Below are 14,463 nucleotides of genomic sequence, written 5' to 3' on the forward strand. Positions count from 1 at the left end.
GTGAAGGTTTGGACCCTCACCCTCGCTGCGTTGGCTCTGTGTGCAGGGCCGGTGGCGATGGCGCAGGATGCGGAGACTTCTACACCCGCGCAATCCGAATTCGCCGGGCGCTATGACGGCAGCGGAATGGAAACCGCGATGGGAATGATCCTGCGCGAAGATGGGACCTTTGCATGGGGCCTCTCGGTCGGAGGATTGGATTTGCGCGCCGCGGGAACTTGGGTCGAGGAGGGCAGAGACATTCTCCTCACCAGCGACCCAAAGCCGGTACCTCCCGAATTCCGCCTGCTCGTGTCGGAAGAGCGTACCAAGCAGCCCGTATTGAGAGTGCAAACGCCCGGCGGCAGGCAGCTAAGCTATGTCGATATCCGCGTCAGATGCGGCGACGAAGTCCTCTCCTTCTATGAGATTCCCGAAAGCGGCCTCGTGATCCCGGAAGACAGCTGCCCGGAACTGAGCGCGCTTACCTTGGAGCTCCCGGGCACCGCGATGGAACCGCAAACCCTCAACCTGGAGGAGTTGGGTTGGTCGCACGGCATGCCACTCACCTTTGAGTTCCAGCGCAACGATCTGGGCGTCGCGGACTTCTCCGGGATGCGAGGCGAGCTTATCGACGGCCAGCTAATTCTGCGCGGCGGCCGCTATGACATGGAACTGCGCAAGGTTGACGAATGAGGCAGCAATTTATCCCGCGCATTTGATGCAGACGGCCACGCTAGGATCATTCCTTAGGCGGCCTTCGGCGATGTCCTCACCACAAGTCGCGCAATAGCCCCACTCGCCGTCTTCGATTCGCTCGAACGCGACCTTAATCCGTAAACGTTCCGCTGTGCGGCGGCGTTCGGTCGCTTGCGCCATCGCCTGTTGTTGTAAAGCGTCCATCCGGCTCAGCCGACCGACACTATCCTGTTGCAAGGTTACTGTGTCGCGCGAATCCTCATTGGCGCTGTCTTCTGCGTCGAGCTCAGCAAGGCGAGCCGTGAGCGCTTTGCGGGCATCGTCCTTGGTCACAGCGCCCAATCAATCGGTTCACAGCCCTGGGATTCAAGAAAGGCATTGGCCTGGCTGAAAGGCTTCGAGCCGAAGAAACCCGAATGCGCCGAGAGCGGGCTGGGATGAACCGAGGAGAGCACCAGATGATGCTCCGCGCTCCCAAGCCCCTTGACCCGCCCCGCCTTCTTCTTCGCATGGCTGCCCCACAGCACGAAAACGCAAGGGTTGCCGCTCGCCGCAACGGCCCCGACGCAGGCATCGGTGATCGCGTCCCAGCCGCGCCCGGCATGGCTGCCGGCTTGGCCCGCCTCGACGGTGAGCGTGTTGTTGAGGAGCAGCACGCCCTGCTTCGCCCAAGGAGTAAGGTCGCCGGAAGTGGGCATCGGCAAGCCAAGGTCGCTCTCCAGCTCCTTGAAGATGTTGCGCAGCGAAGGCGGCAGCTTCACGCCCTCGCGCACGGAAAAGCTTAGCCCATGCGCTTGCTCCGGCCCGTGATAGGGGTCCTGCCCAAGGATCACGACGCGCACCTGATCGAGCGGGGTCGCCGCCAGCGCCGCAAGCCGTCGCCCTCGCGGAGGATAGATCGTCTTGCCCGCCTCCTCCTCAGCCCGCAGCCATCCGCCCAGCTTGCGAGCCTCGGGTGTTTGCAACACCGGCTCAAGCGCCGGGCGCCAGCTGTCAGGAACGGCATCTTGCGTCATGCGAGACAGGCTACACCTGATCGGGCGCGAGAGGCGAGGCAGCGGATGACCGCTTTCCCCCTCTTTCCCTCGCTCCAAAGGTGGCGTAATGCCCTCCCCACGATGACAGTCCATTTCCACGAAGAAGATCTGCCCGACGGTGTCCTCCAAGGCACTGCCCCGCTCGCCGTCGATACTGAGACCATGGGTCTCATCACCCACCGTGATCGCCTCTGCGTCGTGCAGATCAGCGACGGGTCAGGGGATGAGCATCTTGTGCGTTTCTCTCCGGGCAGCGAGTATGATGCGCCCAACCTCTCAGCCATTCTGGCCGATGAAAGCCGGGTAAAGCTCTACCATTTCGCGCGCTTCGACCTTGCCGCGATCCAGTATTATCTGGGCGTCGTGGCAGCGCCCGTGTTCTGCACCAAGATCGCGAGCAAGCTGGTGCGCACCTACACCGATCGCCATGGCCTCAAAAACCTCACTGATGAGCTGCTGGGAGAAAGCATGTCCAAGCAGCAGCAAAGCTCTGACTGGGGCGGGCCGGATTTGAACGAGGCGCAGCGCGATTATGCCGCCTCCGACGTGCGTTACCTCCACCGTCTGCGCGATGAGCTGGTTGTGCGGCTGGAGCGCGAAGGCCGGATGGAGATGGCGCAGAGCTGTTTTGACTTCCTGCCCACGCGCGCCGCGCTCGACATCGCCGGTTGGGACGGGCGCGACATATTCAGCCACAATGAAGGTTTCTACCGCTAGGCCCCGCAGTCGATCATGGTCCTCAAACGCCGCATAGAGACAAGCGAAGCCAAAGCGCTTCGCGGCCGACGCCAGCATTTTGCGGCGCCGGGCGGAAGCCATGACCGTCTGATCGGCTTCCTGGCCCGCGCGCTGCCGATGGGTGTGGGTCTGGTCGCAGCGCTGATGATCATCACGCCCCTGTCACCGCGCGGAGAGGTCAGCTTCCTGCTCGACCGCAACTCCGTCGCTGTGATCGATGAGCGCCTGAGCGTCGACAACGCAATGTATCGCGGGCGCGACAGCAATGGTCGCCCCTTTTCACTGACCGCAGGCGAGGCCGTGCAACGCTCCAGCGCGGAGGGCAAGGTGCGGATGGAAGACCTGATGGCGCAGCTGCTGCTCGAAGATGGTCCGGCGCAATTGCTGGCCGCTGGCGGGGTCTATGACATCAATGAAGAGATTGTTGCGGTCAACGGCGACCTGCAGGTGCGCACCTCTGATGGCTATTCGATGCGGGCAAGCGGGGTCGCGTTCGATCTTGCGAGCCGCACGATGCAAGGCGAGGGCGGTGTTGAAGGCGCAGTGCCAGCCGGCACCTTCTCAGCCGACACGATGCGGGCGGATCTCGACACGCGGACAATTACTCTCGATGGCAATGCCCGGCTGACTATGGTGCCGGGCGATTTGCAGGTGCCGTGAAGGCGTGGCTAAGGACGGACAAATGAGCACTCGGATAACCCTATCGAATATGAGCCGCCTGGCGCTCACCTGGGCCGCAGGCGGCGCGCTGATGGGCGTTGTGATAGCTGGCGGAATGACGCTCAACGCGCAGACCATCGCCTCGCACAACACCCGCGCGCCGGTGTCGTTCGATGCCGGGTCCATCGACTTTGATGACCGCCAGAACCGCGTGGTTCTGACCGGCGGGGTTGTCGTGGAGCAAGCAGGTCTGACCGTGCGCTCGCAGCGTATGCTTGCGAACTACACCGATGATGGCGCGCTCGATGTGCAGCGGATCACCGCCAATGGCTCCGTCGTGGTAACGCGCGGCAATGAACGTGCGAGCGGCGATGTCGCGGTCTATGACTTCAACCGCCGGATCATCACCATGGCCGGCAATGTCGAGCTGCGGCGCGGCGGAGACACGTTGCGCGGCGGGCGCCTTGTCATCGACCTGAGCACGGGCCTCTCGAGCATCGATGGCCGGGCCAGCGGCACTGGCACCACCGGATCAGATGGCCGCGTAACCGGCACTTTTAGCGTGCCGCAGGACTGACGTCTTGCATCTTTTGTTCCGCACCTGCATCCGCAGGCGCGATATCCGCGCTCCGCGAAATCACAGCCAAGTTTGAGATCGCTTCGCGTCAATGTCACGGCAGTCAGAGCGCGACTGCGCGGTCCGCAGCGCTAGCGAAGGACATCTAGCGAGGATCAAGGCGCGGATGCGCCTTCGAAACACTAAAACGCGTTGTCGTGCTTCAGGACCGAGACAGTCGCGAGAACGATCTCGATATCGCGGCGCAGTGACCAGCCCGCGATGTACTCCAGATCCGACTGCAAACGGTCGGTCAGATCCTTCTCTTGCTCGGTCGCGCCGCGATGGCCGCGCACTTGCGCAAGGCCGGTGAGACCCGGTTTTAGGCAGTGACGCTGCCAATATTGCGCGTCGACTTCCCAAAACAGCTTGTCGCCCGCCTGGCTTCCAATCGCATGGGGACGCGGGCCCACCACGGACATCTCTCCGCGCAGCACGTTGAGCAATTGCGGCAGCTCATCAATACTGGTGCGCCGGATGAAGGCTCCGATCTTGGTCACACGATCATCATCGCGCGAAGTGGAACGGCTGCCATGCGCGTCGTTCAGCTCAACCTGCATGGAGCGGAATTTGAGCATGTTGAAGAACTGATTGCCGCGACCCAAGCGCCGCTGAACAAACAGAACGGGCCCGCCATCCTCCCACTTGATCAGCAAAGCTGTGATCAAGAGCAGGGGTGACAATGCAACAAGGGCGCCACCTGCCAGAACCAGATCGAACAGACGCTTCGATATCCGCGAGCGCAGACCCAGCGGCCCGGTCGACACCACCAGAGTGGTGCGGTCGAGATCGTCATAGCGATGCACGCCAAGCGCGCCCAAACTGTGCGCAGGTTCGCTCACGATCTCGCCATAGACGCCTGCGGATTTGAGCAGAAACGCCCAATGTTCACGCCTCTCGCGCGGAGTGGAGACCACGATCTTGTCTTGGTTCTGAAGCAGCTTGCCCAGCCGGTCGAACATGAAGGGATCATGGCTGGTCGGGTCGAGCTGGTATTCCTTGGCGCTGATCTTGACGCCTTCGTCCAGCGTAAACTCTGGGCCACCATCTTCGATGATCAACTGATTGCGGGTGCGCCCACCCCAAAAGCGCTTGATCACCAAGCCAATAAACCAGCGCAAAGCGACAATCGCCACTGCGGACATCAGCAGGCCAAGCGTCACCGACACGCGCGAAAACTCGGCGTTCGACTTGGTGTAGAAGGCGACGAAATTCAGCAAGGCCGCCGAGATCAACAAAGCCGTCAGGGCCCGCTTTGCAGCGAAAACCCAGCTTTCCAAGGCCTTCCCGCCATAGGTTTGATTGTAAAGCGCAATGGTAAAGAACACCGGCAGGATCGTCTGCGCAGCGAGCATATTCCGCGGCAGCCACCAGCCGCCTTCATAGATGAGCCCTGCGAGCGCAAAGGCCAGATGCAGCACGACCGCATCCAGCGCCAGCAACAATGCATACATGCGCAGCCGACGACGCTCCAGCGAGGGGGCAATCGGCTTGGCTTCAGCTGTGGTCTGGGCTGCATCAAGGAGCGGCCCGGTCAACTTGTTCATTCGTACTCGTCTACCCTGTCGCAGGCCCGACCCCAAGGCGCGACTTAAGAAATACCCTCTCTAAGAGGTTACTCGTACTCCTTTACACCCATAAGTCAGATTTTTGCGACTGCGAAATGGAATTCTGTCCGATAATGCTACCGTTTCGCAGCGAATCTAGCGATCTCGGCCAATTCCTGCGCCAGCAATAGCTCTGCACTTTGGCTGTTTGCGAGCAAGCTCTGGTGCAATGCAACAAGCCGGGGGATGAGCCTGTCGAGGCGCCTGTCAGGGCTGCCGCGCTTGATCGGTTTTTGCCAATTGCCAAGTTGTTGGCGGATGTCTCGCTCTTCCTTCCAGAAGATGCCGAGAGCACGCTTCTCTCCTTGGCCGAGCGTGTCATACCGGCCGGAAGGGCCAATTTTGCCGAGGATTTGAGCCAGTTGCGCCGCGCGGCGTTCCAGCGCGAGAAGCAGGCCAACCGGGTTCAAGCCAAGCTCTTTCATCCGCTTCATCTCGCCGCTGAGCTTGCCTAGCTCCCCGCCTAGAACCGCGTTCACGATCGCGCCAAAGCCGTCCTCTTCGGTCGTTGCACCAATCGCCGCGTAATCCTCGACGGTCGCGGACTTGGGCGTTTGGGGCCCGGCATCGAGATAGAGCGCGAGTTTTTCGACTTCGGACTGAGCGAGCCGCACATCGAGCCCTGCCCCGCGCGCGATCCGTTCAGCGAGGTCTCCACCAAGCCTCAACCCAGCGCTGTCCGCCATGGTTCGCACCGAACCAGCTACACTCATCAAATCTGGCGGGTAGAACATCGTGACCAGCGCATCGGACCGCTTTTCGAGCAGTTTGGCGGTGCGCGACTTGTCGGTAGCAGAGGTCGCGACCACTAAGACCGGAGCAGCATCACCCGCGCCGGCATCACCGGTTTCGATCAGCGCCTTCAAAGCGTCATGCGCCTCCTCCCCGCTCGCCCGGACAACGATGTGACGCTTGTCTCCGAACAGGGAGCTTGAGCGCGCTTCGTCGCCCAGGATGGCGGGGTCGCGTTTGATATCGGCGCCCGCCAGTTCGACCCGTTCACCCGCATCAGGGAGTGCTTCTATGACTTTGTCGGCGGCGGCAGAGGCTCCTGCCTCGTCGGGACCGCAAAAGAAGAAGATCGAAGCCTGCGAGGCAGAGCGCGGTAGGCCGCGGGCAAATTCCCCGTGCTTGGCTTTCATTGCCCTACCTGTTCGCGTCCCGCCTCTCTCAGGGTGAGGGCGATCCGGCGGGTCATGCGGTCGGCGACTTCTTCGGAGAGATTTTCCAAAGCGCGCTGCTCGGCGGCAATGGTTGCATATTCGCTGGAGACCACATCGATCCCGGCGTCGGAACCGGCGGTCGCATCGAGCAGGATCTCACCCGTCGTCAGGTCGATCAGCTGATAACGCGCCCGCAAAATGCGCCGTTCGCGGCTGATCGTGTCATCGTTGAGGACGCCCAAGGCCTCGAGCGCATCGTCCAGCCGCACATCAAGCCGGTAGCGCGGCGTGGCCTCACCGGCTGCGCCCAGTCGATCTTGCAGAGCGTTGCGCACCAGCCAGCCGTCGCGCCCCGGAATGGGCGGCACATCAATCGCCGCCAGACCTTGCGCCACACCGCTCGACGCGCCGCCAGCATACATGGGCTGAAGGCCACATGCTGAGAGCGCGAAAAGCGCAAGTGAGGCGAGTATTGCACGCATTACGTAACGATGTTCACCAAGCGGTCGGGCACCACGATCACCTTTCGGATGTCTTTGCCGTCAATCGAACGCTGGACCTTCTCGCTCGCAAGCGCAAGCGCTTCCAAGTCCTCTTTCGACGCCCCCTTGGGCGCGGTCAGCGTGTCGCGCAGCTTGCCCATATGCTGGACGGCAATCGTGACTTCGTCTTCGACCAGCATTGCCTCGTCATGCTCGGGCCATGCGGCGTCAGCGATCAAGGAGGTCGCCCCCATCTTGGCATAGGCCTCTTCCGCGAGGTGCGGCATCATCGGTGAAATAAGGTGCAGGATGGTGCGGATCGCGAAGTTGCGGCTCTCACTCGGAGCGGCCTTTTCAGCGGCTCCGGTCAGCTCATAGATGCGCGCGACCGCTTTATTAAAGCTGAGCGCTTCGATATCTTGGGCCACTGCAACGATAGCCTGGTGGGCCTTGCGGGCGAGATCCTTGTCTTCACCGGTCGCGTCCGCATCAAGCTGGCCGAACAGGCGCCACAACCTTTGAACAAATCGCCAGCAGCCTTCGATCCCGGCCTCTGACCACGGCAGGTCGCGTTCGGGCGGGCTGTCGGAGAGCATGAACCAGCGCACGGCGTCTGCGCCGTAATTTGCGATGATGTTGTCTGGGTCGACGACGTTCTTCTTCGACTTGGACATCTTGACGACGCGACCCGCGGTGACCGGCGCTCCGTCCTCAATCGTCACCCAGTCCGCGCCATCCTTGCGGACTTCATCGGGGCTCAGCCAGCTGCCATCGCCAAGGCTGTAGGTCTCATGCGTAACCATGCCTTGGGTGAAGAGCGAGGCGAAGGGCTCCTTCACGTCAAACTTGCCGATATGGGCCAGAGCCCGCGTCCAGAAGCGCGCGTAGAGCAAGTGCAGGATCGCATGCTCGATCCCGCCAATGTAGTGCTCAACCGGCATCCACTTTGCGATTTCCGCCGGGTCAAAGGGCGCGTCCGCGGGCTGCGAGGCGAAGCGCAGGAAATACCACGAGGAATTGGTGAAAGTGTCGAGCGTATCGGTCTCGCGCACGGCGTCGCGCCCGCATTTGGGACACGCGCAGTGCTTCCAGGTCTCGTGCCGCTCAAGCGGATTGCCCGGCGTCTCGAAATCGACGTCGTCGGGCAGCGTCACGGGCAGCTGGTCTTTGGGCACGGGCACAATGCCGCACGTATCGCAGTGGATGAACGGGATCGGCGTGCCCCAATAACGCTGGCGCGAAATGCCCCAATCGCGCAGGCGCCAAACGGTGCTGCCCTTACCCCAGCCACCTTGTTCGGCGCGGGCGATGACATCGGCCTTGGCGTCCGCCACGCTCTTGCCGTCGAGGAAGTCGGAGTTGACGATCACGCCATCGCCGGACTCGGCCTCATCGCCCATTGGAGCGTCGGCTTCGGCGATGTCTTTGGCGACGACGCGGGTGATGGGAAGCTCGTATTTGGTTGCGAATTCAAAGTCGCGCTGGTCATGACCGGGCACACCCATGACCGCGCCGGTGCCGTAATCCATCAGCACAAAGTTCGCGATGAACACGGGCATTGGCTCGCCCGTGAAGGGGTGTTTGGCTGTGATGCCGGTGTCGAAGCCCAGCTTCTCCGCCGTCTCCAAAGCCGCGGCCGTTGTGCCGCCGCGCTTGCACTCTTCGATGAAAGCCTGGACTTGCGCGTCGCTCGCTAAACCTTGCGCGATCGGGTGATCGGCAGCGATGGCGCAGAAACTCGCCCCAAAGATCGTGTCGGGACGCGTGGTATAGACCGGCAGTTTCTCGCCGTTCGAAAGCTCAAAGCTGAATTCGAGCCCTTGCGACTTGCCGATCCAGTTTTCCTGCATCAACCGGACTTTTTCAGGCCAGTCCTTCAGCTCGCCCAGACCTTCGAGCAGATCGTCGGCAAAGTCGGTGATCTTGAGGAACCACTGGTCGAGCTTGCGCTTTTCGACCTCGGCCCCGGAACGCCAGCCCTTGCCGTCAATCACCTGCTCATTGGCGAGCACGGTCAGGTCGACCGGATCCCAGTTCACCTCGGATGAGCGGCGATAGACGAGGCCTGCCTCGTACATGTCGAGGAACAGCGCCTGTTCGTGGCCGCAATATTCAGGATCGCAGGTGGCAAACTCGCGCGTCCAGTCGAGCGCAAAACCAATACCCTTGAGCTGCTTCTTCATCGCCTCAATATTGGCGTAGGTCCATTCGCCCGGATGGACCTTCTTCTCCATCGCGGCGTTTTCCGCTGGCATCCCGAAAGCGTCCCAGCCCATCGGGTGGAGCACTTCAGCCCCTTGCATCTTCTTGTAGCGCGCCAGCACGTCGCCCATCGTGTAATTGCGCACATGGCCCATGTGAATGCGCCCCGACGGGTAGGGGAACATCTCAAGGATATAGCTTTTGGGCTTATCGCTGTTCGAATCAGCGGTGAAGGTTCCGGCCTCTTCCCAAGCGCGCTGCCAGCGCGAATCGGATGTGCGGGGATCGTACCGGTCCGAGGGCCCCTCAGACGGATCGAATCGAGTGTCAGTCATTGAATGCTCGCTAATGCCACTACGCCTGAGCGCAATAGGTAGCGCAAGAAATAGCGCTCAGGCGCAAGGTTAGTTCGAAAGGGCTTTGCGTCGCAGATCGCGTGCCTTGGTCAGAATAATGTCCTCGAGCCGCTGGACAGTCGCAGCCTGAACCGGTGCATCGACCCAGCCATTTCCTTGCGCGACCTGACGATTGGCAGAGACGCGCAGGGCATCAGCGCGCAGATCCTGATCGAGGATCGTGACCGTCACCTTCACCCGCTCATTCGGGTTGGACGGATTGGCGTACCAGTCGGTAACGATAACGCCGCCCGAACTGTCCGCCGACGCCAGTGGAGCAAAGCTCAACGTCTCAAGCGCGCCGCGCCAAAGGTATGCGTTGACCCCGATCGTGTTGACTTGCGCAGCGGCAAGCTCAGTCGTGGGACGCTCATTCCCTCCGCAAGCGGCAAGGAGTCCCAGCGCGCCGATGACGGCGGTGAAACGAACTGGATGCGAAATGGCGGTTTTGGCGCGTGACACTGAGAAGTACCTATCCCTCGATTGACCTGTTTTGTGCTCTATACCCACCTCAACTCGCGCGGCAAGACCGCTGACGCATCAGACAGGGGAGCACGTTATTCGCTCCGATGTGCCTGATCCGAATGTATGGCGGCTGAATTTAGGCCGATCCGCCTGGACATATGTGTGCTGAGCGCAACAGGTTTTGTCCGAAGGCTGGACAGGTCTGGAGAGACCATTGCGTACACGACTGTAACGGACCTATCGTTTTTCATGTATAGATACCGAGTCGCGGGCAACTTTTGATCGCTACAGGCCTTGTTCAGGCGCAATTTGGTTCTTGTCGCATAATGTGGGCGAGAACGAATCGGCGCTTTTGATTGGGGCGCAGATGACAAAGGCGCAGAGCGAAAGTTTGAGCCGGGATCGGTCACTAGGTAAAGGAAAGGTGGCAATGAAACGTACAGCCCATCAGACAGCGAAAGAGCAGCGCAAGCTGTCGCTGCGTGGTGCGCTTGTCGTTGGCGCTGCTACCTTGCTTGCTCTGCCAAGCGCAGGCCTCGCCGTTGTTGGCCTTGCTTCTGACAACTCACTTAGTGAAGATGCAAGCGCGTTTGATTTCTTCACACCTGCATCCGTTGATCCTGATCTCGCTGCCCGCGTTGCGGAAAAAGCGCGTGAACGGGGCATCCGTTTCACGCAGGTTGGCACGTCGGCTGACACAGACCGTACCGTGACCGTCGCGGTGCGCGTCGATGACAACATTGCGCAATCCTTCTCCGCTCGCGCAGCGGCTGAAGCAGTGCCCGGACTGGGCAATGGCATTGCCGGCCTTCAGGCCAGCCGCTTCAACCTCGGCACTGCGCGTGGCTACCAGAGCTTTGCACGCACGCAATCGACCGAAACGCCCATTTCTGGACGCACGGTGAAACTCGACGGGTTGAGCAACCTGACGATGCCAGACCTTGCCGACTTCGAACCTTCGCGGCCCACCCGCGAAGATCAACCCAGCCGCCTGCAGCCGCGCATTGAGCTTGGCGACGAAGCGATTGCCGGTCGTTCCGCCAACACGCTCGATTCGATTGGATCGCAGACTGTCGACGTTGGCGGCGCTTTCAGCCTTTCGCCGAACCTCGATGTGACAGCCGGTGTGCGCTACTCGCAAGAACGCCAGCGGCTCGATCCGCTGACCAACTCGGTACAAGACAGCCAAGCTGTCTATGTCGGTACGCAAATCCGCTTCTGATTGGCCAGATTGATTGGGACGCTTAAGGTGTCTTGGCGTCCGCATCCCCTTTCCTCATCATCCGATAGTATAGGTTGACCCTGTCAGCCCCGCCTCCCTATGCGTTGACGTAACGGAAAGCGCGCACTGCAACGCGATTCCAGCATCCACGTCGATTACAGATCAGGGAGTTTGAATATGGGCAAGGTCGCCATCGTCACCGGGGGCACGCGCGGAATTGGTGCAGCGATTTGCAACAGGCTCAAACGTCAAGGCCACACCGTCATCGCCAATTACGGCGGCAATGATGAAGCGGCCGCAGCCTTCACTCAGCAAACCGGCATCCCCTCTTACAAATGGGATGTGGGCGATCACGAAGCGTGCCTGGAAGGCTGCGCCAAGGTCGCTGAAGAGCACGGAGATGTCGATATCGTCGTCAATAATGCCGGCATCACGCGCGATGGAACGCTCCATAAGATGAGCTTTGAGGACTGGAACGATGTCATGCGCATCAACCTGGGCGGGTGCTTCAATATGGCCAAAGCCACCTTCCCCGGCATGCGCGAGCGCGGCTGGGGGCGGATCGTTAATATCGGCTCGATCAATGGGCAGGCCGGGCAATACGGCCAAGTCAATTACGCGGCCGCCAAGTCGGGCATTCACGGCTTCACGAAAGCTCTCGCCCAAGAAGGCGCAAAGTTCGGCGTCACCGTCAACGCCATCGCACCTGGCTATATCGACACCGACATGGTCGCCGCCGTGCCCGAACCCGTACTGGAGAAGATCGTTGCCAAGATCCCGGTCGGCCGGTTGGGTCAGGCCGAAGAAATCGCGCGCGGTGTGACCTTCTTCACTTCTGAGAACGGTGCCTTCACGACCGGCTCAACCATGAGCATCAATGGCGGGCAGCACATGTACTAGCGCAGCCTCCACTTCGACCGACCGGTCAGTTTCTGCGGCCAATAGCAGGTTTGTTGGAAACCATTTGTTAAGCACAGTCAGCTAGTTTTGCTTAGGAATGCTCGCGAGGGGTTTGATAACCCTTTTCACATGCGTGCATTCAAAAAGGCAATGGGACCGGCTCTCACAGGGAGCCGATGGGAAATGGAGCTGCGCGATGAGCGAGCACGGCACAATGGCGGGCAATGCCGCTTCTGAAGGCACGGAGACGCATTACGCGCAGCGCGCCGCAATGGTGCTGCGCCGCGCAAAGATGGTGTGCCAAAGCGGCGAGTATCTCTGCCTGATCCGCGACGTTGCCGAGAAGGGCATTGGGCTTGGCTTTCTGCATGACGTGCCGCCTGAACCGCGCACTTTCCTGCAACTGGCGAACGATCTGACCTTCCCGATTGAGCGTATGTGGACCGGTGAGCGTCAGGCCGGATACCGCTTTGCCAGCGTGATTTCACTCGACGATTTTCTCACGGATGAGCAGCCCCGCACCGTGCGCCCGATCCGCCTCAACGTGCCCGGCATTGCGCGGCTGCGCGATGGACGTAAAGTGACCGACGGGCGCTTGCTCGACATCTCCTGCGAAGGCGCAAAGATCGCAAGCCCAGCCGAATTGCGCATCGGCGCGCTGATGAGTTTTGAGCTCGACGGATTGCCGACGCAACTGGCGCAGGTGCGCTGGTCCAGAAAAGGCCGCCACGGCATCAAATTCCAGCACCCGGTCGAAACCGAAGAACTAGCCCTGTGCGCAATGCACTTGCAGCCCTTCTCAGCCGGACGCTCAGGCGGTTTCTCGAAGCTGCTCGCGAAGGCGCGCGCGGCCTAGGGCTTCAGTCGATCATATAGGCGACGACTTTCCAGACGCCGCCGACCTTCTCCAGCGTCACCCGCTCAGTGACCCCTTTGCGTGTGGCAAAGTCGGTGCGGAACACCATTACAACATAGCCTTCAGGCGGCGCATGGACATATTGCGCTTCAAGCGTCTCGCGCGTCACAACGCCTCCCAACGGCACCCGCGCTTGCAATGACGCATCTCGTCAAGTTTGGAACGTGTTCAGCTCCTGAAAGGCTGGGCCTGTTGCGTCGAAACTCGCCTGCCAGTCGGATCGGTCGACAAATGCCAGCCATTCCAGCGCGGCCCGCTCAAATTCATTGAGCTGCACGACCTCAATAGGCGTTGCACGATCGCCCGGGGAGCGCTCTTGCGGGACCAGTAAAGCAGCGGCCAGAATTGCACTCAACATCATTCCTATTCCTCCTATCCAAAGCGCCCGCCGAATGGGGGCAGTGGTGGAAGGAGATTCAGGATCGGCCGCGCTCAACGCATCCCAAATTTTCGTGTCTACTGCATTTTTGTGGCCTGGATGCTCATGCTCAAGCAACAGCCGCGCGGCTTCGCGACTGGAGGTCACATCGAGCTTGCGGCGGGCTGTTCGCAGGCGCTCGTTGATCGTGTGCACCGAGCGCCCCAAAGCGCTCGCCGCTGACTTTGCATCATGCCCGCGCACGATGAGGCGGAGCGTCTCCTTCTCCTTGTCCGACAGCGCTTTGATGCCCTCACTCATGGATCGAAAGCTAGAGTGTCAGTCGAGAGAGACCACCCCAAATTTCTTGTTGGATGCCATGGCGGGGCCGCGCGATGTCGATTAAGAGCCTGTCTATGCCGCAAATCCCGCCAAACCTCTCCACCGCCGAAGTGAGCGCCATCGTCGAAATGGCACTGAGCGATCATGTGAGCTTCACGCAGATCGAGCGGGAGTTCGGACTGGCGGAGAAAGACGTGAAGGCGCTGATGCGCGGTGAGCTAAAGTCGGGCAGCTACCGTGCCTGGCGCAAGCGCGTGCGGACCTTCTCAGACCGGCGGGAGCACTACAAGTGAGCGAACCTGCCGAACCACCGGCCTATCACCCGCCGGTAAAACGCTCGATCGCGATTGCCGGACACAAGACTTCGATCAGTCTGGAGCCGATGTTCTGGGACATGCTGCGCAAGGCGGCAGAGGAACGGGAGCTGCCCGTCAGCGCTCTTGTCGCCAAGATCGACGCAGAGCGGATCAAGGCGGAGACGCCGCCCGGCCTGGCCAGTGCGATCCGGGTCTGGCTCGTAAGTCAGTCCAAATAGGAATAGCCACCGAGACGCTTTCGCTTGGGTTTCGCCGAAAATCGTGAGGGTCCGGCACCCGGCGCGCAGCGACCTTTCTGGGTCGTGAGCACCGGAAGGCCGGAGCAGCGCGATTTGCAGGCCAACCCAAGGGGAAGCCCCGCTCTA

General features: G+C 61.0%; 18 protein-coding genes. 9 read left to right on the top strand and 9 right to left on the bottom strand.

Annotation, left to right across the window (positions count from 1 at the left end):
* Positions 1-675 (top strand): hypothetical protein, encoded by a 675-nt coding sequence (locus AC0V6X_RS12660; protein ID WP_486184906.1) that lies wholly within the window; start codon positions 1-3, stop codon positions 673-675.
* 9 nt (positions 676-684) lie between these two features.
* On the opposite strand, the gene AC0V6X_RS12665 is transcribed toward AC0V6X_RS12660, so the two are convergent.
* Both AC0V6X_RS12665 and ung read right to left on the bottom strand, forming a co-directional pair.
* On the bottom strand, positions 685-1,011 hold the full coding sequence (locus AC0V6X_RS12665) for a TraR/DksA family transcriptional regulator (protein WP_486184907.1): 327 nt from the start codon (positions 1,009-1,011) through the stop codon (positions 685-687).
* The gene (gene ung, locus AC0V6X_RS12670; protein WP_486184908.1) at positions 1,008-1,694 is read right to left on the bottom strand and encodes a uracil-DNA glycosylase; all 687 of its coding nucleotides are present in this window, start codon (positions 1,692-1,694) and stop codon (positions 1,008-1,010) included. The genes AC0V6X_RS12665 and ung overlap by 4 nt, the downstream gene beginning before the upstream one ends.
* A 102-nt stretch (positions 1,695-1,796) precedes the next feature.
* Between ung and AC0V6X_RS12675 the strand changes: the two genes are divergently transcribed.
* The 3 genes from AC0V6X_RS12675 to AC0V6X_RS12685 are packed head-to-tail and all read left to right on the top strand — an operon-like array spanning position 1,797 to position 3,690.
* The gene (locus AC0V6X_RS12675) at positions 1,797-2,432 is read left to right on the top strand and encodes a ribonuclease D (protein WP_486184909.1); all 636 of its coding nucleotides are present in this window, start codon (positions 1,797-1,799) and stop codon (positions 2,430-2,432) included.
* Between the two features lie 15 nt (positions 2,433-2,447).
* Positions 2,448-3,113, top strand: coding sequence for an LPS export ABC transporter periplasmic protein LptC (gene lptC / locus AC0V6X_RS12680; RefSeq protein WP_486184910.1), 666 nt, complete (start codon positions 2,448-2,450; stop codon positions 3,111-3,113).
* A 22-nt stretch (positions 3,114-3,135) separates the two neighbouring features.
* Positions 3,136-3,690, top strand: coding sequence for an LptA/OstA family protein (locus AC0V6X_RS12685; protein WP_486184911.1), 555 nt, complete (start codon positions 3,136-3,138; stop codon positions 3,688-3,690).
* Positions 3,691-3,872: 182 nt separating this feature from the next.
* Here AC0V6X_RS12685 and AC0V6X_RS12690 read toward each other — a convergent pair whose 3' ends face one another.
* The 5 genes from AC0V6X_RS12690 to AC0V6X_RS12710 form a co-directional block, all read right to left on the bottom strand.
* Positions 3,873-5,276 (bottom strand): sugar transferase, encoded by a 1,404-nt coding sequence (locus AC0V6X_RS12690; protein WP_486184912.1) that lies wholly within the window; start codon positions 5,274-5,276, stop codon positions 3,873-3,875.
* Between the two features lie 137 nt (positions 5,277-5,413).
* Complete coding sequence (holA, locus tag AC0V6X_RS12695; RefSeq protein ID WP_486184913.1) at positions 5,414-6,478, bottom strand: DNA polymerase III subunit delta; 1,065 nt, start codon at positions 6,476-6,478, stop codon at positions 5,414-5,416.
* Positions 6,475-6,981 carry an LPS assembly lipoprotein LptE gene (lptE, locus tag AC0V6X_RS12700; protein ID WP_486184914.1) on the bottom strand — a complete coding sequence of 169 codons (507 nt, stop codon included), beginning with the start codon at positions 6,979-6,981 and terminating at the stop codon, positions 6,475-6,477. The genes holA and lptE overlap by 4 nt, the downstream gene beginning before the upstream one ends.
* A complete protein-coding gene (gene leuS / locus AC0V6X_RS12705) occupies positions 6,981-9,518 on the bottom strand; it encodes a leucine--tRNA ligase (protein WP_486184915.1) in 2,538 nt (845 codons plus the stop codon). Before leuS ends, lptE begins: the two co-directional genes overlap by 1 nt.
* 69 nt (positions 9,519-9,587) lie before the next feature.
* Complete coding sequence (locus AC0V6X_RS12710; protein ID WP_486184916.1) at positions 9,588-10,040, bottom strand: DUF3576 domain-containing protein; 453 nt, start codon at positions 10,038-10,040, stop codon at positions 9,588-9,590.
* 433 nt (positions 10,041-10,473) lie between these two features.
* Between AC0V6X_RS12710 and AC0V6X_RS12715 the strand changes: the two genes are divergently transcribed.
* The 3 genes from AC0V6X_RS12715 (at position 10,474) to AC0V6X_RS12725 (ending at position 13,021) form a co-directional block, all read left to right on the top strand.
* The gene (locus AC0V6X_RS12715; protein ID WP_486184917.1) at positions 10,474-11,265 is read left to right on the top strand and encodes a hypothetical protein; all 792 of its coding nucleotides are present in this window, start codon (positions 10,474-10,476) and stop codon (positions 11,263-11,265) included.
* Positions 11,266-11,442: 177 nt separating this feature from the next.
* On the top strand, positions 11,443-12,165 hold the full coding sequence (gene phbB, locus AC0V6X_RS12720) for an acetoacetyl-CoA reductase (protein ID WP_486184918.1): 723 nt from the start codon (positions 11,443-11,445) through the stop codon (positions 12,163-12,165).
* Positions 12,166-12,361: 196 nt separating this feature from the next.
* A complete protein-coding gene (locus AC0V6X_RS12725) occupies positions 12,362-13,021 on the top strand; it encodes a PilZ domain-containing protein (RefSeq protein WP_486184919.1) in 660 nt (219 codons plus the stop codon).
* Positions 13,022-13,025: 4 nt separating this feature from the next.
* On the opposite strand, the gene AC0V6X_RS12730 is transcribed toward AC0V6X_RS12725, so the two are convergent.
* The gene (locus AC0V6X_RS12730; RefSeq protein ID WP_486184920.1) at positions 13,026-13,220 is read right to left on the bottom strand and encodes a DUF4019 domain-containing protein; all 195 of its coding nucleotides are present in this window, start codon (positions 13,218-13,220) and stop codon (positions 13,026-13,028) included.
* A 12-nt stretch (positions 13,221-13,232) separates the two neighbouring features.
* The gene (locus AC0V6X_RS12735; RefSeq protein ID WP_486184921.1) at positions 13,233-13,760 is read right to left on the bottom strand and encodes a response regulator transcription factor; all 528 of its coding nucleotides are present in this window, start codon (positions 13,758-13,760) and stop codon (positions 13,233-13,235) included.
* Between the two features lie 74 nt (positions 13,761-13,834).
* Between AC0V6X_RS12735 and AC0V6X_RS12740 the strand changes: the two genes are divergently transcribed.
* Both AC0V6X_RS12740 and AC0V6X_RS12745 read left to right on the top strand, forming a co-directional pair.
* Positions 13,835-14,074 (top strand): DUF2805 domain-containing protein, encoded by a 240-nt coding sequence (locus AC0V6X_RS12740; protein WP_486184922.1) that lies wholly within the window; start codon positions 13,835-13,837, stop codon positions 14,072-14,074.
* The gene (locus AC0V6X_RS12745) at positions 14,071-14,316 is read left to right on the top strand and encodes a ribbon-helix-helix domain-containing protein (RefSeq protein WP_486184923.1); all 246 of its coding nucleotides are present in this window, start codon (positions 14,071-14,073) and stop codon (positions 14,314-14,316) included. Before AC0V6X_RS12740 ends, AC0V6X_RS12745 begins: the two co-directional genes overlap by 4 nt.
* Positions 14,317-14,463: the final 147 nt, after the last annotated feature.

The organism is Erythrobacter sp. S267 (genome assembly GCF_057365045.1).